This window comes from Enterobacter cloacae complex sp. ECL414 (assembly GCF_021869685.1).
In the GTDB taxonomy this organism is placed as follows: Bacteria; Pseudomonadota; Gammaproteobacteria; order Enterobacterales; family Enterobacteriaceae; genus Enterobacter; species Enterobacter kobei.
Window position 1 is genome coordinate 1850602 of record NZ_CP091481.1, and the last position, 23397, is coordinate 1873998.

The 23397-nt window shown below is 53.2% G+C and carries 22 protein-coding genes; 8 read left to right on the plus strand and 14 right to left on the minus strand.

Going from position 1 to position 23397, the window contains the following annotated elements; all coding sequences use genetic code 11:
* The first annotated feature begins 1 nt into the window (after window position 1).
* Complete coding sequence (gene cobB, locus L3068_RS08670; protein ID WP_014883409.1) at window positions 2–823, plus strand: Sir2 family NAD+-dependent deacetylase; 822 nt, start codon at window positions 2–4, stop codon at window positions 821–823.
* Window positions 824–868: 45 nt separating this feature from the next.
* Here cobB and L3068_RS08675 read toward each other — a convergent pair whose 3' ends face one another.
* Window positions 869–2800 carry a methyl-accepting chemotaxis protein gene (locus L3068_RS08675; protein WP_117581394.1) on the minus strand — a complete coding sequence of 644 codons (1932 nt, stop codon included), beginning with the start codon at window positions 2798–2800 and terminating at the stop codon, window positions 869–871.
* Between the two features lie 237 nt (window positions 2801–3037).
* Here L3068_RS08675 and L3068_RS08680 point away from each other — a divergent pair, with 237 nt between their 5' ends.
* On the plus strand, window positions 3038–4267 hold the full coding sequence (locus tag L3068_RS08680) for an EAL and HDOD domain-containing protein (RefSeq protein ID WP_117581396.1): 1230 nt from the start codon (window positions 3038–3040) through the stop codon (window positions 4265–4267).
* 47 nt (window positions 4268–4314) lie between these two features.
* Here the strand turns inward: L3068_RS08680 and potD are convergent, their stop codons facing one another.
* From potD to potA, 4 genes are read right to left on the minus strand one after another with little or no spacing between them, the layout of a single operon-like run.
* Entirely contained in the window at window positions 4315–5349 is a 1035-nt protein-coding gene (gene potD, locus L3068_RS08685; RefSeq protein ID WP_117581398.1) for a spermidine/putrescine ABC transporter substrate-binding protein PotD, read from the minus strand.
* On the minus strand, window positions 5346–6137 hold the full coding sequence (gene potC / locus L3068_RS08690; protein ID WP_014883413.1) for a spermidine/putrescine ABC transporter permease PotC: 792 nt from the start codon (window positions 6135–6137) through the stop codon (window positions 5346–5348). The genes potD and potC overlap by 4 nt, the downstream gene beginning before the upstream one ends.
* Window positions 6134–6991, minus strand: coding sequence for a spermidine/putrescine ABC transporter permease PotB (gene potB / locus L3068_RS08695; RefSeq protein ID WP_014883414.1), 858 nt, complete (start codon window positions 6989–6991; stop codon window positions 6134–6136). Before potB ends, potC begins: the two co-directional genes overlap by 4 nt.
* Entirely contained in the window at window positions 6975–8123 is a 1149-nt protein-coding gene (gene potA, locus L3068_RS08700; RefSeq protein WP_198923270.1) for a spermidine/putrescine ABC transporter ATP-binding protein PotA, read from the minus strand. The genes potB and potA overlap by 17 nt, the downstream gene beginning before the upstream one ends.
* A gap of 237 nt (window positions 8124–8360) precedes the next feature.
* Here potA and pepT point away from each other — a divergent pair, with 237 nt between their 5' ends.
* Both pepT and L3068_RS08710 read left to right on the plus strand, forming a co-directional pair.
* Window positions 8361–9584, plus strand: a complete 1224-nt coding sequence (gene pepT, locus L3068_RS08705) for a peptidase T (RefSeq protein ID WP_014883416.1) — start codon at window positions 8361–8363, stop codon at window positions 9582–9584.
* A 96-nt stretch (window positions 9585–9680) separates the two neighbouring features.
* Window positions 9681–10172 (plus strand): REP-associated tyrosine transposase, encoded by a 492-nt coding sequence (locus tag L3068_RS08710; RefSeq protein WP_047027470.1) that lies wholly within the window; start codon window positions 9681–9683, stop codon window positions 10170–10172.
* 91 nt (window positions 10173–10263) lie between these two features.
* Here the strand turns inward: L3068_RS08710 and L3068_RS08715 are convergent, their stop codons facing one another.
* The 8 genes from L3068_RS08715 to rluE form a co-directional block, all read right to left on the minus strand.
* Window positions 10264–11385, minus strand: a complete 1122-nt coding sequence (locus L3068_RS08715) for a ribosomal protein uL16 3-hydroxylase (RefSeq protein WP_014883418.1) — start codon at window positions 11383–11385, stop codon at window positions 10264–10266.
* A gap of 91 nt (window positions 11386–11476) precedes the next feature.
* Window positions 11477–12940 carry a two-component system sensor histidine kinase PhoQ gene (phoQ, locus tag L3068_RS08720; RefSeq protein ID WP_014883419.1) on the minus strand — a complete coding sequence of 488 codons (1464 nt, stop codon included), beginning with the start codon at window positions 12938–12940 and terminating at the stop codon, window positions 11477–11479.
* Entirely contained in the window at window positions 12941–13612 is a 672-nt protein-coding gene (gene phoP, locus L3068_RS08725) for a two-component system response regulator PhoP (protein ID WP_014883420.1), read from the minus strand.
* Between the two features lie 123 nt (window positions 13613–13735).
* Entirely contained in the window at window positions 13736–15106 is a 1371-nt protein-coding gene (gene purB / locus L3068_RS08730; RefSeq protein ID WP_014883421.1) for an adenylosuccinate lyase, read from the minus strand.
* Window positions 15107–15125: 19 nt separating this feature from the next.
* On the minus strand, window positions 15126–15755 hold the full coding sequence (gene hflD / locus L3068_RS08735; RefSeq protein ID WP_014883422.1) for a high frequency lysogenization protein HflD: 630 nt from the start codon (window positions 15753–15755) through the stop codon (window positions 15126–15128).
* A 26-nt stretch (window positions 15756–15781) separates the two neighbouring features.
* A complete protein-coding gene (mnmA, locus tag L3068_RS08740; protein ID WP_025204436.1) occupies window positions 15782–16894 on the minus strand; it encodes a tRNA 2-thiouridine(34) synthase MnmA in 1113 nt (370 codons plus the stop codon).
* A gap of 40 nt (window positions 16895–16934) precedes the next feature.
* Window positions 16935–17408 carry an NUDIX hydrolase gene (locus tag L3068_RS08745; RefSeq protein WP_014883424.1) on the minus strand — a complete coding sequence of 158 codons (474 nt, stop codon included), beginning with the start codon at window positions 17406–17408 and terminating at the stop codon, window positions 16935–16937.
* Between the two features lie 9 nt (window positions 17409–17417).
* A complete protein-coding gene (rluE, locus tag L3068_RS08750; protein ID WP_071922335.1) occupies window positions 17418–18071 on the minus strand; it encodes a 23S rRNA pseudouridine(2457) synthase RluE in 654 nt (217 codons plus the stop codon).
* A 117-nt stretch (window positions 18072–18188) separates the two neighbouring features.
* On the opposite strand from rluE, the gene icd reads away from it, so the two are divergent.
* The 3 genes from icd to L3068_RS08765 all read left to right on the plus strand — a co-directional run bounded on the left by icd (window position 18189) and on the right by L3068_RS08765 (window position 20179).
* Entirely contained in the window at window positions 18189–19439 is a 1251-nt protein-coding gene (icd, locus tag L3068_RS08755) for an NADP-dependent isocitrate dehydrogenase (RefSeq protein WP_014883426.1), read from the plus strand.
* A gap of 77 nt (window positions 19440–19516) precedes the next feature.
* A complete protein-coding gene (locus L3068_RS08760) occupies window positions 19517–19864 on the plus strand; it encodes a DUF1304 domain-containing protein (protein WP_047344171.1) in 348 nt (115 codons plus the stop codon).
* Window positions 19865–19933: 69 nt separating this feature from the next.
* A complete protein-coding gene (locus L3068_RS08765) occupies window positions 19934–20179 on the plus strand; it encodes a DUF2543 family protein (RefSeq protein WP_014883428.1) in 246 nt (81 codons plus the stop codon).
* 1 nt (window position 20180) lies between these two features.
* Here L3068_RS08765 and L3068_RS08770 read toward each other — a convergent pair whose 3' ends face one another.
* The gene (locus L3068_RS08770; protein ID WP_059371998.1) at window positions 20181–21680 is read right to left on the minus strand and encodes an EAL domain-containing protein; all 1500 of its coding nucleotides are present in this window, start codon (window positions 21678–21680) and stop codon (window positions 20181–20183) included.
* Between the two features lie 192 nt (window positions 21681–21872).
* Between L3068_RS08770 and L3068_RS08775 the strand changes: the two genes are divergently transcribed.
* The gene (locus tag L3068_RS08775; RefSeq protein WP_232947883.1) at window positions 21873–23357 is read left to right on the plus strand and encodes a sensor domain-containing diguanylate cyclase; all 1485 of its coding nucleotides are present in this window, start codon (window positions 21873–21875) and stop codon (window positions 23355–23357) included.
* Window positions 23358–23397: the final 40 nt, after the last annotated feature.

The following is a 23397-nucleotide window of genomic DNA, read 5'->3' on the forward strand; positions in this document are numbered from 1 at the left end:
TATGCTGTCGCGTCGCCAGGGTCGACTCAGCCGTTTTCGCAAAAACAAACGCCGCTTACGTGAGCGCTTGCGTCAGCGGATCTTTTTCAGAGACAGAATGATGCCAGAAGCGATGGATAAACCCAGAGTGGTGGTGCTGACCGGGGCGGGAATCTCCGCAGAGTCAGGAATTCGAACCTTCCGCGCGGCGGACGGACTGTGGGAAGAACACCGCGTGGAGGATGTCGCCACGCCGGAAGGTTTTGCCCGCGATCCGGATCTCGTGCAGGCGTTTTACAACGCCCGCCGTCGCCAGCTGCAGCAGCCTGAGATTGCGCCCAATCCGGCGCATCTGGCGCTGGCGAAGCTGGAAGAGGCGCTGGGGGATCGTTTCCTGCTGGTGACGCAGAATATCGACAACCTGCATGAGCGAGCCGGTAACAAAAACATCATCCACATGCACGGTGAGTTGCTCAAAGTTCGCTGTGCCTGGAGCGGCCAGGTGCTGGACTGGAAAGAGGACGTGCTGCCAGAAGACAAATGCCACTGCTGTCAGTTCCCCGCACGCCTGCGCCCGCACGTGGTGTGGTTCGGGGAGATGCCCCTGGGGATGGATGATATCTACAGCGCGCTGGCGATGGCGGACGTGTTCATCGCCATTGGTACATCCGGCCATGTTTACCCGGCGGCGGGGTTTGTTCACGAAGCGCGACTGCACGGCGCCCATACGGTTGAGCTCAATCTGGAGCCAAGCCAGGTGGGCAGCGAGTTTGAAGAGAAACACTACGGTCTGGCAAGCGCGGTCGTCCCGGAATTTGTCGACAAGCTGCTGAAAGGGCTGTAGCGGCAATGGTGTAAAAAGGCACCCGTCCTGCGGGTGCCTGACGATTTACGAATGAAAGAACGCCAGCGTCTTCTCCAGCGATTTAGCCTGCTCGTCCAGTGAGAGCGCCGCGGCTGAGATCTGCTGCACCAGAGCGGCGTTCTGCTGGGTTGTGCTGTCCATCTGATTCACGGCGGTGCTGACCTGGCTAACCCCCCGATTTTGCTCGTCCAGCGCCTGAACGATATCGTTGATCACCAGATGCACATGCGACACCGCCTCGATAACCTGTTTCATCATCACGCCGGTTTCATTGACCAGCTCAACGCCTTTGTTGACGCGGCCAGACGATTCGGCAATGAGCTGAGAAATCTCTTTTGCTGCGTTAGCGCTCCGCTGGGCCAGGTTACGGACTTCACCGGCCACCACCGCAAAACCGCGTCCCTGCTCACCCGCCCGTGCGGCTTCTACGGCAGCGTTTAGCGCCAGGATATTGGTCTGGAAGGCAATGCCATCGACAATGCTGTTGATCTCACCGATCTTACGCGCGCTGTCATCAATCTCGCCGATCACCGTGACGACGTCGTTCACCAGCGTTTCGCCATGTCCGGCGAGGCTGGCGGCGCGGTCGGTCAGCGTGGTCGCTTTGTGCGCATTGTCGGCATTATTCTTCACCGTGGCCGAAATCTCTTCCATGCTGGCCGCGGTTTCCACAATCGCTGCTGCCTGCTCCTCGGTTCGCGAGGCAAGGTCAAGGTTACCTGCCGAAATCTCGCTGGTGCCACCCCGCACGGAATGGCTGGCATCGCTGATGTTGTCGACGATGCGTTTGAGCTGCATCTGCATGGTGTGCAGGGCGTAAAAAATACTGCGAGTATCTCCCGCGCGCACCGGAATTGTATTGTTCAGCTCCCCGCGGGCGACGGCCAGGGCAATTCCGGCGGCGTCAGAAGGTTCGCCACCCACCGGTCGGTCAACTTTACGCGTAAAGATTTGCGCCATGACCAGGCTCACCACTACGATACTGAGCACCATAAGGACAATGGCTTTCAGCAAAAATGCACGCGCCTCGGCCATCACCTCACTGACAGGAGTGACGATGGCCAGCTTCCACGGCGTCTGGCTGTTACCAATTGCAATATCCTGCCAGGTAATAAATGCCTCCTCCTTCAGCAGTGGATCGTTTTCCCGGATGACATCATGGCCCGTTATCTTCCCCGCGTAAGGCTTTCCGGTGGCCTGTTTGTCCGGGCTGAATACCACTTTATTTTCCGCTGAGAGGAGCAGGGCATAGCCAGTCCCGTTCCACGGTTTTATTGCCCCAGTCATGGCTTGCAGTGTGGCGAGTGAAAAGTCAGAGGTGACCGATCCCAGAAACTTGCCGTCAGCCATAATGGGGGCGGCAATGGAGGTAAGCATGACGTCTACGCCATTGTACGGGTAGATATAGGGTTCGATGATCACCTCTTTTTGCCGTTGCTTCGGCAGCAGGTAATAATCGCCGCTGCCGGGTGTTTCCAGGTCCGTCAGCAGGTGCAGTGCGGGTTTGCCAGAGGCATCGCGGTCGACATAGCGGGCAAAGCGTCCGGCAGGATCCTCTCCGCTCTGTCCGGCAAAGGCGGCATCCTGATGGTCAAACGCGTTGGGCTCAAAAGCCATCGACATGGAGAGAAACTGCGGGTGGGCCGCAAGATAATGGATCAGCAGCTGGTTGAGACTTTGGCGATCGGAGATGCCCGCATCCCTCAGCGCCAGGGCACTGTTGCCCATATCCCTGGCGGCAGCCAGCGCGGAATCCATCTCCTTACTGACCTGCAAAGACTGCACCTCAGCAATCTGGCGGATATGTTTTTTGGCCAGACTGTCCTGCTGCGCCATCCACTGCCACATCATAAAACCAATCGTGGCGGTAAAGCCTACCGTCACGGTGAGAAAAATGGACAATAGCATTAACGTTTTGACGCTCATTTTTGATCTTCGGACCTTGGCGTTTTGCATTCTTATCTCCCGTAATCGTGTGCGTGTCGGTCAGGCACATATTACTTATCGGATATATCACTCTCTTTCTGTAGAGTACCGGGAGTATTTAATTTAAATTCTGAGAATATAAACCCTGTTAATTAGTGTGGATGCTTTTATTTTGTGCATTCAATCAAAATAGTGCTCGATAATGCTCGTTATCGTCGTGTAGAAAGAGGATGCTAATAAATATTAAGTGGTAGAGGAGGATGGGATATGTACGGATTTATCGCCAGACAACCCATTTTTAACCCGGAGATGAAGACGGTCGCCTATGAACTGCTCTTCAGAGAGGGAATGACAAACCGTTTTCCGGATGTCTCGGCGGAATATGCGACATCCAGAATGATATCAGATCAGTTTTTATGTGTACCCGCGCAACGGATCGCCGGGGAGCACACGTCGTTTATTAATTTTCCCTCCCGGATGGTCATCGACCGGAGCGGAGAAGCGCTCGATAAAGAGAGCGTGGTCATTGAGATACTGGAAGATGCGGTTCCGGGGGCTGAGCTGTTGCAGGCCGTCAGAGAGATGAATGCGCACGGCTACCACTTCGCACTCGATGATTTCACCCTCGCTCCGGAATGGGATGCGTTTTTACCTTATATTTCGGTTCTGAAATTCGATGTCAGAAATTATACCTTAGCGCAAATTAAAGAGTATCTGGCATCGCGTAAAAAAGAGACCGCACATATAAAATATCTCGCTGAAAAAATTGAGACTAAAGAGGAATTTATTCGATTCAGAGATGAAGGATTTTCTCTGTTTCAGGGTTATTTTTTCTGCCGTCCGGAGATGATTAAATATAAACGCTTATCGCAAAATCAGCTTGCGATTTTCCGCCTGCAAATGGAAATCGGACGTAATAAACCTGATTATCGCATTATCGAGTCGCTGATAAAAAGTGATCTCACCCTCTCCTGGAAAATTATGCGCTACATGAAGCACACGGCATTTAAACATGTTGGTGCCTGTAATTTCAGCAAGTTAACCCTGAGTGAGGTACTCCGCTATCTTGGGGAGAATCAGCTGAGACGGTTCGTTGCCGTCGTGGTCCTGGCGAGTGCGGACAATGACACCGTCAGCGAGCTTTATCCGTTGAGCATGATGCGTGGGAAATTCTGCGAATTGATCGCAGAGGCGATAAACGAACCGACGCTGGCTGAAAATGCCTTTCTGTGCGGCCTGTTCTCGCTGCTGGATACTCTCCTTGAACTGCCGATGACCGAGTTGATGAAGCAGATTGCGGTACCGCAGAGCGTGAGCAACGCACTGTGCCATCAGGAGGGGCAGCTAGCTGATATGATCGCACTCTGTCGTTACTACGAGCAGCAGCAGTGGGAGGAGGCGACAAGACTGAGTCACGCACTGGGGCTGTCGGATGATGATGTGGTCGAGGTGATGAGAAGGGCGACGATTTGGGCTGGCGAGAATGCGGCCAGTTAATGCTTCCTCACGCCGTTCGCACGGCGTGAGGAATCGCGCGATGCCGTTTATCGGCCCGCTTTTAGCTTCTGGTAATACTCTTCGTAGAGGCGGCTGGCGTCACCAACGTCATTCTGCCATTCCCCTTTGCTGATGGTGTCGGCATCCGGATAGAGTGACTTATCGTTAGCCACTTCAGGCTTCAGCAGCTTGCGTGCCGCGAGGTTCGGTGTCGGGTAGCCAATCGTTTCGGCAACCTGCTTCGCCACGTCCGGGTGCAGCAGGAAGTTAATCAGCTTCAGCGCACCCTCCACGTTTTTGGCATTGGCAGGGATCGCGAGGCTATCCATCCAGAAGATCCCGCCTTCTTTCGGCCACACTACCTCCAGCGGCGTACCGGCCTGACGGGCAACATACGCGGAGCCGTTCCACACCATGCCCAGATTCACTTCGCCTTCCATATACGGGTTTGCCGGGTTATCAGAGTTAAATGCCGCCACGTTAGGCATCAGCTTTTTCAGCTCGTTATAGGCCGCTTCAATCTCTTTTGGGTCCGTCGTATTGCCGGAGTAGCCGAGCTTACGCAGCGCTACCTGGAACACTTCGCGCGCGTCGTCGGTTAACAGCAGGCTGCCTTTGTATTCCGGTTTCCACAGATCGGCCCAGCTTGTAACGGTTTTCGGATCGATAGCCTCGCTGTTGACACCAATTGCGGTTGCGCCCCAGATGTAAGGAACGGAGTAGTCGTTATTCGGGTCAAACGGCTTGTTGAGCATCTCCGGATCGAGATTGTTGAAGTGAGTGAGCTTCGTTTTATCGATCTTCTGAATCATGCCCTCTTTGCGCATTTTGTCGACAAAGTAGGTAGACGGCACCACCAGATCATATGCGCCGTCTTTGTAGGTTTTGAGCTTGGCATACATGGTTTCATTCGACTCGTAGGTCGAGTAGATGACCTTGATGCCCGTCTCTTTCGTAAACTGTTCCAGCAGGCCCGGTGGCACATACTCGGTCCAGTTATAGAAGTAGAGCGTTTTACCGTCATCAGCGTGCGCGGCACCCATGCCAAGTACCAGTGCCGCAGCGGCGAGCATTTTTTTCATTTCATTGTCCCCTGAGATTTTGTTTTATCACGAGCAATAATCTGGCTGGCAATCACCAGAACCAGCGAAAACACCAACAGAATGGTCGCCAGCGCGTTCACTTCAGGTGAGACGCCGACTTTGACCATCGAATAGATCTTCAGTGGCAGGATTTCGTAACTCGGCCCGGTCACGAACGAAGAAACAACCACGTCATCCATCGACAGCGTAAAGCTGAGTAGCCATCCTGCGGCTACCGCGGGCATCGCCAGCGGCAGAATGATTTTGCGCAGGATGGTCATCTCGCTGGCCCCCAGATCTTTCGCCGCCTCAAGCATACGCACGTCAAACCCTTTCAGACGTGCAAAGACGGTGACCACCACAAACGGCAGGCAGAAGGTGATGTGGGAAAACAGCAGCGACCAGAAGCCAAGCTGAATGCCCAGCAGCATAAACAGCACCAGCAGCGAAATCGCCATCACGATATCCGGCGACATCATTACCACAAACAGCATGCCGCTGACGAACGGCTTACCGCGAAAGCGATAGCGATACAATGCCACCGCGGTGAGGGAACCGATCAGCGTGGCGAAGGTGGCGGAGAAAATCGCCATCGTCAGCGAGTGCTGAGCGGCCTGCAGCAGACTGTCATTATTCATCAGCAGGCTGTACCAGTTGGTGGTAAAGCCCTGCCAGTTGATGCCGAAGCGTGAACTGTTAAACGAATTCACGATCAAAATGATAATCGGAATATAAAGGTAAGCGTAAATGGCGGTCATAAAACCGCCGCGAAGCAGTCGACCGATCATTCGAGTTCCACCTTTTTATTCAGCAATCGTGAGGCCCGCCAGTAGACCAGCAGCATCAGCCCCATTACCACCGTCAGCGTAATGCTGGTCGCGGATCCGAACGGCCAGTCGCGGATGTTCAGGAACTGGCTCTTGATCACGTTACCAATCAGCAGGTTTTTTGCCCCGCCCATGAGATCTGACACGTAGAACAGCCCCATTGCCGGGAGCATCACCAGCAGACAACCGGCGATAATGCCGGGCATGGTCAGTGGAATGATAATGCGGATAAAGGTTTGCAGCTTGTTAGCACCCAGATCTTTTGCCGCTTCCAGCAGCGGTTTATCGAGCTTCTCGATGCTGGAGTAGAGCGGCATCACCATAAACGGCAGCAGAATATAGACAAGGCCAATAATCACCGCACCCGGAGTAAACATGATGCGTACAGGGGTATCAATTACCCCCAGCCACAGCAGAAACGCGTTGAGGTAGCCTTTGGTGCTCAGGAAGATTTTTAACCCGTAGATGCGAATCAGCGAGTTGGTCCAGAACGGCACGATCAACAGAAACAGCAAAAGCGGGCGCACCTTTTGTGGCAGCCCGGCCAGGAACCATGCGAAAGGATACCCCAGTAGCAGGCAGGCGACGGTAGCAATCAGCGCCATATTCAGCGAGTGCAGAAGCACGTCAAAATAGAGCGGGTCGAGCAGGCGCGCGTAGTTATCCAGCGTAAAGACCAGCTTAACGAAGTGGGCATCGTCGCGGGTCAGAAAGCTGGTGGCGATGATCATCAGGTTGGGTAAAAAGACAAATAACACAAGCCAACCGACGATAGTGGTAATCACCACCTTCTGGAATTTACTTGTGTTCTTCATCAGCCAGTACAACCTCCCAGCTTTCTACCCAGTTGATAACCATTTTCTGGTCGAGAGAGTGGTCGAAGTCAGGATCGTCCTCGTTAAAGAATTCGCTGACCATTACCATTTTGCCATTTTCCAGTTCGACGACGGACTCCAGCGTCATCCCTTTGTAATTGCGCTCGCGGATATAGCCGATAAGCCCTTCGGCTTCGGTATTACCGTGAATTTCATCGACACGCAGATCTTCAGGACGCAGCAGGACGTTGAGTTTTTGTCCCTTCTCGACGGCGAAGTTCACGGTGATATTGCATTCACGTCCTTCCACGTTCGCGCGCACGCGCCGATCGTCCAGACGTTCAATCACCGTGGCATTAAAGATATTGATTTCGCCAATGAAGCTGGCGACAAACAGGTTTTTCGGCTCTTCGTAAATTTCACGCGGCGTGCCGTCCTGCTCTATTTTGCCATCGCGCATCACCACAATACGGTCTGACATGGTCAGCGCCTCTTCCTGGTCGTGGGTGACGAAGACGAAGGTGATGCCAAGCTTGCGCTGTAGCGCCTTCAGCTCGTTCTGCATCTGCTTGCGCAGTTTGTAGTCCAGCGCGGAAAGCGACTCATCTAAAAGAAGCAGGCGCGGTTTATTGACCACGGCGCGGGCAATGGCCACGCGCTGCTGCTGACCGCCGGAGAGCTGGTGGGGTTTTCGCTGAGCAAACTCGTCCAGCTGCACCATCCGCAGGGCTTCCGTGACGCGCGGGGGGATCTCGCTGGCCGGCGTTTTTTGCATCCGCAGGCCAAACGCCACGTTCTCAAACACGGTCATGTGAGGGAACAGGGCATAGCTCTGAAAGACGGTATTGACGTGGCGATCTTCGGCAGGAACCTGGGTTATGTCCTGGTTCTCAAGATGGATGTGGCCATTATCGACGCTTTCCAGCCCGGCGATAAGGCGCAGTACGGTTGTCTTGCCGCAGCCGGAGGGGCCAAGCAGCGTAAGAAACTCGCCGTCATTGATGGTCAGATTGAGGTCGGAAATGACCTCTTTGCCATCAAAACTTTTACGAATTCGTTCAAGTTGCACCAGCGGTGAACGAGAACGGGGTTGTGTATTCAATTTTTGCACTGTCCCATATAGACGCCTCAGGCAGCAGGCCGAAGCGGGGTTTGTGTGTAACCACCTTGGTGACTCGTAATGAGGGCGGACATTCTACGGCAAACCTCGGGAATCGCCAATCCTTGTCACTGATTCATAAGCTACATTTACTAACGCAGAACGATATAAACGGAAAATATTCTCGTTTGCGGGATAAAAGTGACCTGACGCAATATTTGCGTTTTGATGCTTATTGATAATGTTGTCACAAAAAGTGAGGGTGACTGCATGGATAAATTACTTGAGCGTTTTTTACAGTATGTTTCGCTGGATACCCAATCTAAACCGGGTGTCCGCCAGGTGCCAAGCACCGAAGGCCAGTGGAAGTTATTAAACCTGCTTAAAGAGCAGCTCGACGCCATGGGGCTGGTTAACGTCACGTTAAGCGAAAAGGGCACTGTGATGGGGACGCTGCCGGCGAATGTCCCGGGTGATATCCCGGCGATTGGCTTTATATCCCATGTCGACACCTCTCCGGATTTTAGCGGTAAACATGTGAACCCGCAGATTGTTGAAAACTACCGCGGCGGTGATATTGCGCTGGGCATTGGCGATGAAGTGCTCTCTCCCGTGATGTTCCCGGTCCTGCACCAGCTGCTCGGTCAGACGCTCATCACCACCGACGGGAAAACGCTGCTGGGCGCAGATGATAAGGCGGGGATCGCGGAGATCATGACGGCGCTGGCGGTGCTGAAAGGCAAAAACATTCCGCACGGGGATATCCGGGTTGCTTTCACGCCGGACGAAGAGGTGGGGAAAGGCGCGAAACATTTCGATGTGGAGGCTTTTAACGCGCAGTGGGCCTACACCGTCGATGGCGGTGGCGTGGGCGAGCTGGAGTATGAAAACTTTAACGCCGCTTCGGTCACCATTAAAATTGTCGGGAACAACGTTCACCCCGGCTCAGCCAAAGGGGTGATGGTGAATGCGCTGTCGCTGGCGTCGCGTATTCATGCTGAAGTCCCGGCGCAAGAGAGCCCGGAGATGACAGACGGGTATGAAGGTTTCTATCACCTGACCAGCATTAAGGGCACCGTGGATAGCGCCCAGATGCACTACATCGTGCGCGATTTTGACCGTAAAGCCTTTGAAGCGCGCAAGCGTAAGATGATGGAGATCGCCAAAAAGGTAGGCAAAGGGCTGCATCCTGACTGCTACATTGAACTCATCATCGAAGACAGCTATTACAATATGCGTGAGAAGGTGATGGCGCATCCGCACATAATTGATATCGCCCGGCAGGCAATGCGCGACTGCGATATTGAACCGATCTTAAAACCGATTCGTGGCGGTACCGACGGTTCGCAGCTGTCATTTATGGGATTGCCGTGCCCGAACCTGTTTACCGGTGGCTACAACTACCACGGCAAGCATGAGTTTGTGACGCTGGAAGGAATGGAAAAAGCGGTGAAGGTGATTGTGCGCATAGCGGAGTTAACCGCGAAGCGGTGAGACATTGCCCGGTGGCGCTGCGCTTACCGGGCCTACGATCGAAATGTAGGCCGGGTAAGGCGAAGCCGCCACCCGGCATTCAGGCAAGGAGCCCCCATGTCAAACTATCGTCGCCACTATATTCCCGGCGGCACCTGGTTTTTCACCGTTAACCTTCAAAACCGCCAGAGCGATTTGCTTACCCGCCATATCGACAGCTTACGTGCTGCAACCTTAACGGTTAAACGTGCGAAACCCTTCACCATTAACGCCTGGGTTATTCTCCCTGAACATATGCACTGTATCTGGACCTTACCGGAAGGAGACAGTGACTTTTCGGCACGCTGGCGTGATATCAAAAAAACGTTCAGTCGTAACATCGACATGCGTCATATCTGGCAGCCGCGTTTCTGGGAGCACACCATTCGAAACGAAGAGGATTACCGGCGGCATTTGGATTACATCTACATCAATCCGATGAAGCATGGGTATGTCAGTAAGGTTATCGACTGGCCGTTTTCAACGTTTCATCGCGATGTTCACGAGGGATTATATCCTGCCGATTGGGCAGGTGAGATCGAGGAGTTTGCGGCGGGGGAGCGGAAGTGAAAAAGCCGGGTGGCGGCTACGCCTTACCCGGCCTACAAAAGCACGATCCCGTAGGCCCGGTAAGCGCAGCGCCACCGGGCATTAAGGTGACTCAATCCTCAAAAAACCAATACCCGCTGTTAACCAGCGCGGCCAGCATGGCGAGGAATGAGGGATCTTCCAGCGCATCGCCAAAGGTTTCAGCAGTCAGAACCATATGGCTGGCAATCGCTTCCAGGGCAGGACGGTGCGGGGAATCCAGCTTCTCGCCATTGACGAAGACCTCTTCACCGATGCGCAGCACGCGCAACCCGCCCAGACGAACCAGCTTGTCGCCCTGCTGAAGGGCATCATAAATCTCGTCAGCCTGATAAGGCGGCTCCGGAGGCGCCACGTCCAGCTCGTGGCGGGACTGGCTAATAAACTCGCCAAACCACTGTCTGAAATGTTCCGGCTCGTTGATCAGATCCAGCATCATACCGCGCAGCTTGTCCAGCTCTGCTGGCAGAATATCTGCCGGATGCTCGCGCGCAGGCACATCCGGATCGCTGTAGCGATAGCTGCCCAGCTCGCGTTGCAGAACATAGTCGGCAAAGCCGCTGATCATCTCGCGACCGCTTGGTGCGCGGAACCCAACCGAGTAGTTGAGCGAGTTTTCCAGGGAGTAACCCTCATGCGGGAACCCAGGCGGAATGTAGAGAATATCGCCTGGCTCCAGCTCTTCATCAATAATCCCTTCAAACGGATCCACCTGAAGCAGGTCCGGATGCGGACAGTGCTGTTTCATCGGCACTTTCTCGCCCACGCGCCAGCGGCGGCGACCCGTACCCTGAATAATAAACACGTCGTACTGGTCAAGGTGCGGACCCACGCCGCCACCCGGAACGGAGAAGGAGATCATCAGATCGTCCATCCGCCAGTCGGGCAGGGCGCGGAACGGGCGCATTAGCGCGGCAGTGGGTTCGTGCCAGTGGTTGACGGCCTGCACCAGCAGCGACCAGTTGTTTTCACCGAGATGATCATAGCTTTCGAAAGGACCGTGACTGACCTGCCATTTCCCGTCCTGGTGACTGACCAGGCGGCTGTCGACTTCGTTTTCCATGGCCAGACCGGCCAGTTCGTCAGGCGAGATAGGGTCGACAAAGTTGCTGAACCCACGTTTCAGAACCACCGGGCGTTTTTGCCAGTAACGTTCAATAAACTCGGGCCAGTTAAGCGTTAAGTGATAATCCATATTTTTTTATTCCGCAGGTTCTTACTGACACGGATTATAACGGAAGCTCAGCCCCCCGGCTGCGAGATCCTCGCATTTTTCACATAACGGGTTAACTATCGTTCGATGTGGGCTGCTGGCGACCAAAAATCACTTCCATTCTGGCGCCGCCCAGCAAACTTTCGCTGGTTTCAATTTTTCCATCGTACTGGTCGACAATTTCACGTGCGACGGCTAACCCCACCCCCTGGCCGGGGCGCAGCGTATCGGCGCGCTGGCCGCGATCGAACACCACATCACGTTTATTGCGCGGGATCCCCGGGCCATCATCTTCAACGATAATATGTAACTCGTTATCCGTCTGACGCGCAGACACTTCCACAAACTCCAGGCAGTATTTACAGGCGTTATCCAGCAGGTTGCCCATGACTTCCATGAAGTCATTCTTTTCGCCGACAAAGCTTATCTCAGGCGAGATATCGAGGCTGATGTTCACCCCTTTACGCTGGTACACCTTGTTGAGGGCGGACGTAAGATTATCCAGCAGCGGTGCCACCGGGTGCAGCTCGCGGCTCAGAAGCGCGCTGCCGGAACGCATACTGGCGCGGTGCAGGTAATAGCCAATTTGCTGTGAGATTCGACTGATCTGCTCCAGCATCACCGGCTCGGCATCATCAACGCTCAGCTTTGAACTGCGCATTGAACGCAGGGTACTTTGCATCACGGCCAGCGGTGTTTTCAGGCTGTGAGTGAGGTCAGTCAGAGTTGTACGGTACTTATCATAGCGTTCACGTTCACTTTTCAGCAGGCGATTGAGATTACGTACCAGACTTGTCAGCTCACGGGTGGTTTCCGGATTGAGTTTTTCGCGATGGTGTTCCTCAAGCTCGCGCACCTCTCGCGCCAGGGATTCAATGGGGCGCAAGCTCCACCACGCCGCCACCCAAAGCAGCGGGATTACCAGCAGCAGGTTAGCGGCCAGAACATAAACGAACCAGCTCCAGACCCTGTAGGAGCGCTTGAGCTCGACAGGAATGGTGTCGATCACCACAATGGTCAGCTGCGGCATGTTCATCGTCGCCGGGTAGATATTAATCGCCACGGAGTGCGTCATCTCCGTTTCGGCATCATCCTCGCGGATTTCATTGAGTTTCTGCTGCATAGAGCGATCTTCGCGAATCAGCGAGCTGGTGGTGTTAAGATCGGCTTCTATCTCATGAAAACCATTGGTTTTAAGCCACTCCGGACGAATGCTTTTAACCAGCCACGGGATATCTCTTTGCGCCCACAGCAACTTCCCTTTTTCGTTGTAAATCAGGGCTAAAGTAGGGCTCTGTTGATTCAGGTTCTCGGGCATTTCAACGCTGATACGGTTGTTTTCCCATTTCGCCAGAGTGTAAAACAGATTACTTTCGCCACGTAACAGTCGAAAAGTCGTTTTATCGAAGCTGACGCTGTAACCCACCAGGGCGACCATACCGTAGGAGAGCGACAGCACCAGCACCACTGCGGCCGTTGCCAGCAAAAAACGAACCCGCAGTGAGAGGGGCAGTATATGGCGCAAAATCTGTCTCATTTAGCGTAATTCAAACAGGTAGCCCTGGCCGCGGACGGTCGTGATCACATCCTGCGGGTACTGCGCCTGAATTTTCTTACGCAAACGCCCCATCAGCACATCAATAGTATGGCTCTCGCGCAGCTCCGCGTCCGGGTAGAGCTGGAGCATTAAGGAGTCTTTGCTCACAACCTTGCCACTGTTACGGATCAGCGTTTCCATGATGGTGTATTCGAATGCGGTCAGCTTGATCACTTCATTGTTAATCGAGAGCTCGCGTCGGGAGAGATCCACCTGGAAAGGCGGGATGGAGATAACCTGTGAAGCCAGCCCGCTGTTGCGGCGTAATAGCGCCTGCATTCGCGCAGCCACTTCTTCAATATGGAACGGCTTGGTGACGTAATCATCCGCACCGGCGCTGAGCACTTCAACTTTGTCCTGCCAGCCTTCGCGGGCGGTCAGAACCAGCACCGGGAGAGAAACATCATGGCTGCGCCAGCGACGAATTAACGACAGACCGTCTTCATCAGGCAAGCCTAAATCGACAATGGCGATATCCGGCAGATGTTCATTGAGATAATAATCGGCTTCTTTTGCATCTTCAGCATCGTCCACCTGATGTCCCATCTCCTGAAGCTGAACCTTCAGGTGGTGGCGTAGCAATGCGTTATCCTCAACAACCAGTACGCGCATCATCTTTTCTCCCAGAATATGTAGTACGAATAGTTTAACGCTGATTATGTTGCCGTGGGGATAAACATTCAGTAAACCGGGGAAAAGCAACCCCCTTTCCGGGCGGAAAGGGGGGAAGGGGTGTTACTTCAGCTCGTCGACCATGGTAATGGCGCGGCCAATGTAGTTCGCCGGCGTCATGGCTTTCAGGCGCGTTTTCTCTTCTTCTGGCAGTGCCAGACCGTCAATAAACTGTTTCATGCCTTCAGCATCTACACGCTTGCCGCGAGTCAGCTCTTTCAGTTTTTCATACGGCTTTTCGATGCCGTAGCGACGCATCACGGTCTGAATCGGCTCCGCCAGCACTTCCCAGTTGTGATCCAGTTCGTCCAGCAGACGATCGCGATTCACTTCCAGTTTGCTCACGCCTTTCAGGGTGGACTGGTAAGCGATCAGCGCGTAGCCAATGCCCACGCCCAGGTTACGCAGCACGGTGGAATCGGTCAGGTCACGCTGCCAGCGGGATACCGGCAGTTTGCTCGCCATATGCTGCAGCACCGCATTCGCCAGGCCCAGGTTGCCTTCGGAGTTTTCGAAGTCGATTGGGTTCACTTTATGCGGCATGGTGGAAGAACCAATTTCACCGGCGATGGTTTTCTGCTTGAAGTGGTTAAGCGCAATGTAGCCCCACACGTCACGATCGAAGTCGATCAGGATGGTGTTAAAGCGCGCGATGCAGTCAAACAGTTCGGCGATATAGTCGTGCGGCTCAATCTGGGTGGTGTACGGGTTCCACTGAATACCCAGAGAGGTCACGAACTCTTCGCTGAACTGGTGCCAGTCCACTTCCGGGTAAGCGGCGATGTGGGCATTGTAGTTACCGACCGCGCCGTTGATTTTGCCCAGAATTTCAACCTGCTCAAGCTGACGGTACTGGCGCTCCATGCGGTACGCCACGTTTGCCATCTCTTTACCCATGGTGGAAGGGGTGGCTGGCTGGCCGTGAGTACGGGAAAGCAGCGGAATGTCGCGGTATTCCACGGAGAGCGCTTTCACCGCGTCGATGATCTTACGCCAGTAAGGCAGCACAACCTCTTTACGCGCGGTAGAGAGCATCAGCGCGTGAGACAGGTTGTTGATATCTTCAGAGGTACAGGCGAAGTGAATGAACTCTGACACCGCGTGCAGGGCAGGGACGCTTTCCACTTTCTCTTTCAGGAAGTACTCAACCGCTTTCACGTCGTGGTTGGTGGTGCGTTCAATGGTCTTAATGCGCGCGGCATCTTCTTCGCTAAACTCAGCAACGATTTTATCAAGGTAATCGTTTGCCTTTTCGTCAAAAGCAGGAACTTCCTTGATTGCTGCCTGGGCGGCCAGCTTCTGCAGCCAGCGTACTTCAACCTGAACACGGAACTTCAGCAAACCATATTCGCTGAAGATCCCGCGCAGCGCGCTGACTTTATCGCCGTAGCGTCCATCGACAGGGGATACGGCGGTCAGTGAGGATAATTCCATAATTCGCAACTCCGGGAGGTTAACAATGAGCAAGAATTTGTTTTGCCTGAGTGGTCAGGCGATTACGAGAAAACATTAACTGCAGACGGCCACCGCCAACCTGATGCCACAGCACGGCGGCGCGGATCCCTGCCAGCAGGGACGCACGTACTTTTGCCTGCACCTGCGGGCTTTGCAGCACGGCAGGGGATCCGGTGACCTGAATACGTGGGCCCAGCGGGCTGATGACATCAACGTAAATACCGGCCATCGCGCTCAGCAGCGTTTCGGATTGCAGATCAAAATGGTCGAGTTGACGCTGGAGCCCGCCGATACGATCGCCCAGGGTATTGAGCGCGCCTTTCGCCGCGCTCAACTTACGCTCAAGTACCATCAGGCTTAAGGTGTAACGGGTCAGTTCTGCGTTTAACCCTTGACGACTACTGGCGTTAAGCACGCCAAGCAGGGTTTCAAGACCGAGACGAAGATTGGTTTCACTCCCACCAAATACACCCAGAGTTGAACCGGGGTTAAGGTCGATAACGCTGTTGAGTGAAACGTGCAGGGCATCGGCATCGCAATGACCCTGATGCGCCAGCTGTTGCACCAGACGGGCAGACTGGCAAATTCCTGCCAGCGCCAGGGTGATGTCGTAGTAGTTCTTCGCCACATGGTCTCCTTTATGTGTGCACTCTGTTAAACAGCGGGCAGCGGCAGGCGCTGTTCAATGATCCCGCCGCCCAGGCAGATTTCGCCGCTGTAGAAGACAGCAGACTGACCCGGGGTGACGGCGGCAACCGGCTCGTCAAAACGCACGTCAATGCGTTCGTCATCGAGCGCGGTAACGGTGCAAGGAATATCGGTCTGACGGTAGCGCGTTTTCACCGTGCAGCGCAGCGTGCCTTTCAGCGGCTCGCGATCGACCCAGTGCAGCTGTTGCGCGATAAGGCCAACGGACATCAGACGCGGATGGTCGTGCCCCTGGGCGACAACCAGAATATTGTTTTCGACATCTTTGTCGACCACATACCACGGATCTTCGCTGCCATCTTTGGTTCCACCGATACCCAGACCTTTGCGCTGGCCTAAAGTATGGTACATCAGCCCCTGGTGCTGGCCGATCTCATCGCCATCAACGGTGACAATTTTACCCGGCTGTGCAGGCAGGTAGCGGCCAAGGAAATCACGGAATTTGCGCTCACCGATGAAGCAGATGCCGGTAGAGTCCTTTTTCTTCGCGGTGATCAGGTCCAGCTCTTCCGCGATTTTACGTACCTGCGGCTTTTCCAGCTCGCCAACCGGGAACAGGCTCTGGGCGATCTGTTCGTGGCTCAGGGTATAAAGGAAGTAGCTCTGATCTTTGTTGCCGTCCAGGCCGCGCAGCAGCTGGCTTTTGCCATTCACATCTGCACGACGCACGTAGTGGCCGGTCGCAATGTAGTCTGCGCCCAGATCTTCCGCAGCGAATTCCAGGAAGGCTTTAAATTTGATCTCTTTGTTGCACAGAATATCCGGGTTCGGGGTGCGCCCCGCTTTGTACTCTTCCAGGAACAGTTCAAAGACGTTATCCCAGTATTCTGCAGCAAAGTTAACGGTGTGCAGTTCAATGCCGAGCTTATCGCACACGGCCTGCGCATCGGCGAGATCCGCAGCGGCAGTGCAGTATTCCTCGCCATCATCTTCCTCCCAGTTCTTCATGAACAGGCCCTCCACCTTATAGCCCTGTTGCTGTAACAGGTAGGCGGAAACGGAGGAATCGACACCGCCGGACATGCCGACGATCACTTTTTTCTGGCTGTTATCTGACATGGAATACTCACGACATTGAACTTCAAGGCGGCGTATTCTATCACGCCCCCCCACCATTGGCACCCTCTGTAAACGGCCAGTTAAATGCGCCGATGACTTCCAGCGGTAAGCGGCCAGCAGACTGCCAGCAGCGAATGCTTTCCGCAACCAGCGGCGAGCGCAGGTTTGGCGCGTTAAGGATCTCCTCGGCAGTCACCCAAAGGCAGCGGTCGATATCGTCATCCTGCGGCTCTGTGGCGCACATTTCGCTAAGCTCGACGGCAAACAAGAAGCGCAGGAACGGGGTGCTATCGGGCGCAATCCACTGATGCAGTCGGATAAAGTGCTGGGGTTCAGCGTGTATGCCGGTCTCTTCCCACAGCTCGCGTTTTGCTGCCTGCAGTAAGGTCTCATTGGCTTCAAGGTGCCCGGCTGGCTGGTTCCACAGCGCTTTACCGTTAATGCTCTCTTCGACCACAAGGAATTTACCCTGGGCGTGGACCACGCAGGCGACCGTAACATGAGGTTTAAACATAGTGACTCCTTAAGCGGTAACGTCTCGCCATTCACCGTTTGCCAGCGTTTCCAGGGTATAGCTGCCCATGGCGTAGCGAATCAGACGCAGAGTAGGGAAGCCGACGTGAGCGGTCATGCGCCGAACCTGACGGTTGCGGCCTTCATAAAGGGTGATTTTGAGCCAGCTTGTCGGAATGGATTTGCGTTCGCGGATGGGCGGATTGCGCGGCCATAGCCACTCCGGCTCATCCACGCGTTCAATACCTGCAGGCAGGGTTGGGCCATCGTTCAGCGTTACGCCACGGCGTAATTTCTCCAGCGTTTCTTCGTCCGGTTCGCCTTCGACCTGCACGAAGTAAATTTTGCCCGTGCGTTTTCCCGGCTGTGTGAGCTTTGCCTGCAGAGCGCCGTCGTTGGTTAAAACTAAAAGTCCTTCGCTGTCCCGGTCCAGACGCCCGGCGGCGTAAACGCCCTGAACGGGAATGTAATCCTTCAGCGTGCTGCGTCCGGCCTCATCGGTGAACTGCGGCAAAACATCGTAGGGTTTATTGAACAAAATAACCCGCTTCGGCTGGGTTTCTTGCGGTCTTCTGGCGGCTTGTCGCGAGCTGAATCGCTCAACCCGGTGTTTTGTAAAAGAAGTTTTCTTCATGGTATTTTCAGGCGTTATCAATTGCCGCATTATAGCCTAATAACGAAGACCTTTCATGGCGCAGGACATTCAGGTACTATCGAAGGGCTCATTACAATTTATTAACATAAGATCAGTAACAACCAGAAGCGCTCGAAGGAGAGGTTAATGGAAAGCAAAGTAGTTGTTCCGGCGGAAGGTAAAAAGATCACCCTGCAAAACGGCAAGATTAACGTTCCTCACAATCCGATTATCCCGTTCATTGAAGGTGACGGTATCGGTGTAGACGTTACCCCGGCAATGCTGAAAGTGGTTGATGCCGCTGTTGAGAAAGCCTACAAAGGCGAGCGTAAAATTTCCTGGATGGAAATTTACACCGGTGAGAAATCGACTCAAGTTTATGGCCAGGACGTCTGGCTGCCAGCAGAAACGCTGGACCTGATCCGCGACTACCGCGTTGCTATCAAAGGCCCATTGACCACCCCAGTCGGCGGCGGTATCCGCTCCCTGAACGTGGCACTGCGTCAGGAGCTGGACCTGTACGTCTGTCTGCGTCCGGTGCGTTACTATCAGGGCACCCCAAGCCCGGTTAAGCACCCTGAACTGACCGATATGGTTATCTTCCGCGAAAACTCAGAAGACATCTACGCGGGCATCGAGTGGAAAGCAGACTCTGCAGACGCAGAAAAAGTGATTAAATTCCTGCGCGAAGAGATGGGCGTGAAGAAAATTCGCTTCCCTGAACATTGCGGTATCGGCATCAAGCCATGCTCCGAAGAAGGGACTAAACGTCTGGTGCGCGCGGCTATCGAATACGCGATCACCAACGACCGTGACTCTGTGACTCTGGTTCACAAAGGCAACATCATGAAGTTCACCGAAGGTGCCTTCAAAGACTGGGGTTACCAGTTGGCGAAAGAAGAGTTCGGCGGTGAGCTGATCGACGGTGGCCCGTGGCAGAAGATCAAGAACCCGAACACCGGCAAAGAGATCATCGTTAAAGATGTGATCGCCGATGCGTTCCTGCAGCAGATCCTGCTGCGTCCTGCTGAATACGACGTGATTGCCTGTATGAACCTGAACGGTGACTACATCTCTGACGCCCTGGCAGCACAGGTTGGCGGTATCGGTATCGCCCCTGGTGCAAACATCGGTGACGAGTGCGCTCTGTTCGAAGCGACCCACGGTACTGCTCCTAAATATGCAGGTCAGGACAAAGTGAACCCAGGCTCTATCATCCTGTCCGCAGAGATGATGCTGCGTCATATGGAATGGTTCGAAGCCGCAGACCTGATCGTGAAAGGTATGGAAGGCGCGATCAACGCCAAAACCGTAACTTACGATTTCGAACGTCTGATGGAAGGCGCTAAACTGCTGAAATGTTCAGAGTTTGGCGACGCGATCATCGCGAACATGTAATCCAGACTCTGGGTTAAACAAGAGCGGGGGCCTGAGGGTTCCCGTTTTTTTTGCCTCTGCCTGCAGGAAATAACACGATGCTAGCCACTGTTCTTATCGCTGTCGTTGCATTTATCCATCTTTACATCCTTGTGCTGGAAATGTTCCTGTGGGACACCAGAACCGGGCATAAGGCGTTTAATCTCAGCCCGGAATTTGCGCGTGAAACCCGCGCGCTGGCCGCGAATCAGGGGCTATACAACGGTTTTCTTGCGGCGGGTTTGCTCTGGAGCCTCTGGCTCGGTGAAGAGGGTGTTCATGTGGCCATCTTCTTCCTGGCCTGCGTGCTGATTGCCGGTCTCTTTGGCGCAGTGACCGCCAGCCGGAAGATTCTGTATGTTCAGGCTTTACCTGCGCTTGCCGCCCTGCTTGCGCTGCTTATCTGAAGCAACGCGTTGGTCAACCGTGCGTCGTCCGATATACTTGTGACTTCATCCTGAGAGGTTTAGACAGTTATGAATAACGACATCCCATTGAAGTATTATGACATCGTCGAAGAATACGCGACGGAAGCCGCAAAGCCTGTCAGTGAGTCAGAGCAGGACCCACTGGCGCATTATTTCCAGCTGCTGCTCACGCGGTTATCAAATAATGAGGAGATTGATGAGGAAGCTCAGCAAGAGATGGCGCGTGAAGCCGGGGTTCATGCTGAACGTATTGATGATATTGCGAACTTCCTTAATCAGTGGGGAAATGAATAGCCTACCGCGCCAGACCCAGGAGCCGCTTCGCAAGCTCACGGCGGGAAACAGATTTTGAAAAATACCATCCCTGAACCAGAGCCTCAGGATATCGTTCAGCAATAAAGCGGAATTGTATTTCGTTCTCAACGCCTTCGAAAACCAGCGTTTTATTCAGTTTTGCGAGGGCGTCGCTAAAGATCACAAAAATGTTCTGCTTATAATGCTCACTGATGCCATCGACCAGCGACTTGTCGATTTTGATCTCATCATATTCAAGAAGCGAAAGCCTGGCCAGGTTGGAGTTTTGCACACCGAAGTCATCAATGGATATTCTGACACCAAGGGATTTTAACTTCTGACAGAAGCCCTCCAGAATATTCGCGGTGGAAACGGCTTTTTCAGAGAGCTCGACTTTTACCAGAGACAGCGGAATGTTGTTGGCTAAACATCCACGGCGCAAAATGCTGATAAATTGTCCATCTTCAATTTCCGTTCGACCAACATTGAGCGAAACGACCAGCTGATGCTTAAGCACCAGCGGTGCGATGTCCTTAAGGGATTTCTCAAGAATATGGGTATAATATTTTTTATACAAACCAATTTTCTGGATTAATGGAATAAACAATTCCGGCGAGACGTCACCGTGTTTTGCGTCGCGCCATCTCGATAAAACCTCCACGCCCACTATTTTGCTATCCTGAATGCGAATTATGGGCTGGTAGTGAACGCCAATAGTGTTGGTTAAGACGGCTTTAACCAACGTCCGTTCCAGTGAAAAGCGGTCTTCATTGAGTCGAAAGAAAAATAACGTTATTGCAATCCAGATAAAACATAAAATAGCCACGAGAAAGGCAAACACCGCGGGAGATAACGAGGCCAGTCCTGCATGGTGATGCTTCACAATGACGCACAAATCCCAGGAAGCGCTGCACTCTGTGAGGGTGAGGGTAAATAACGTGGAATGTACCCCATCCTGTTCTTTTACCTCATGGGTTGCTGAAAAAAATATTCTGGCAAAGTCTTTGGTGGTTGCGCTGAGTGAGTAATTGTTAGTAACCGGGGTGAATTTATCGTAAGCGTAGCGGGAGGAGAAGATAATAAGATTATTGTAGATGGCCGCATTGCCCGTGAAAAAATCTTTTCTGGAAAATTGCGCGAGCAGGAATCCTCTGGGTGTTTTATGGAGCTCTGCCGGCAGGGGGACAGGGTTAGCGAGTTTTCCCCAAAAAGCGGTACAGATTATTTTTCCCTGCTCTATAAAACCGATGTCTGCAAAATAAAGGCTGTCGAGCTTAATCTGTCTGTAGCGATCAAGGCTGGCTTTGTCGCATCCCTGAGTGGTCAGGCCTTTGAGTGTCTGCGCCACGCTCTGAGACAGGCCTTCTGAATACTGTAAAAGGGTCTGGGAAATCTCACGCAGTTTGCTTTTCTGCTGGCCCATGATAACCGCATTGACCGTATAGAGAGACAGAAAGACCAGAAACGCTGAAACGATAGTAACGGCAACGATCTTTTTCATTTTCCAGATACCTTGTCCGCTCCCTGATTTTTCAAATCTTATCACAGGCTGGGCTTGCTACAAGCCTGATAATATGGGTAGTCAGCCTAATCCAGGCGGATGAACTATGCTTAAGTGCAATTCATTTTCCTCTTAACCTGAGCTTTGTTACAGTGACAAGAGTTGTCAGCCAGGGATGTCAGGCGTGATAAGGTGGAAAAGCTCGTGCATGTCAAAAATACTTTTTACACAACAACCATTACCGTCATCATTGTCTCGTTGATCATTTCATTGTCGCTTGCCGTGCAGATTGCAACGTCCCGACAGCAGTCAATCCAGCAGATCAATACCAGCGTTGCCAACCTGAGCCATACCCTGAATGTCTATACAGAAGGGATCATACGCCAAAGTGAAATGTTGATTACCACCGTTTCCGACACCCTTGAAATTTATGGCATGACCCCGCAACAGGCGATCAATATTCAGCGAATGATAAGCAATCAGGATAACCTTCTTACCCAGATTAATAATGTGGTTGTCTATGATGCGCAGGGGGATATCTTCACCGCCTTGCACGAAACTTTTGCAGGTCCCCGTAAAGGCGCGGACCGGTCATTCTTTGTCTATCACAAGGAAAATAAAAGCCAGCAGATATTTATTGGCGAGCCAGTGATAAGCAGAACCAATGGTAAATGGGTTATTACCATAAGCCGACGCCTTGAGACTCACACGGGGGCATTTAACGGCGTCGTGGTGGTGACGCTGGGTATCGAAAACTTTCTGACCCTTTATGGACAGATCAATATCGGACACGCGGGCGTTATTGGCTTAACGACACAAAGAGGCGTTTTACTGATTCGCTACCCCTTTAAGAATACCTATATCGGTACGATTTTTTCAGATTCCCCTCTCTTCAGGAAATACCTAAAAGTACAAAATACAGGGATAGCCAGCTCCGTTTCCCGGTTTGATAAAATCGAACGCATTTATGCCTATGAGAAAAACAGCCGCTACGGACTGGTCACGACGGTGGCGGTCAGCGCGGATGAAGCCCTTTCCCCCTGGCGCAAGCAGGCGATTCAGCTTGCCTTACTTATTTTCGTTTTTACCGCGATACTCATCGTGGCGTCTTATTTCCTGTATTCCGACTTATCCAGAAAAACACGGGATAACAAAGCGCTAAAGATTATTGCCTCGGAGGATGCCCTGACTGGGCTTTATAACCGACGTATTTTCGATGAAAAAATTCTCTCCGATATCGCGACGTGTGCGGCAGAGGACGCGCCTATTTCGCTCCTCCTCGTGGATGTGGACTACTTCAAAAAGTACAACGATAACTATGGTCACCCGGAAGGGGACAGGTGTCTGGCATTACTGGGAAACTGCCTCAGGGAAAGCCTCACTCGCGACAACCAGCTTGTGGCGCGATATGGCGGGGAGGAGTTTGCATTGATATTGCCTGAATCGGATATCCAGGAGGCGCTCCGCCTTGCACAGGCGATTATTCGCAATGTCTTCTCACTCCACATTGAACACGCGTTCAGTCCTTTTGGGCGGGTCACGGTAAGTGTAGGCATCTCCACTGCGCGTGCTGTCGACATCGCGGGCAGTCAGCAGAATATTATTATTGCCGCGGACCAGGCGCTCTATCAGGCAAAACGCGGAGGCCGTAACCGGCACGCTTTTGTTGGGGTATAACCCAAAAAAAAGCCCACGAAAGCGTGGGCAAGAAATACTG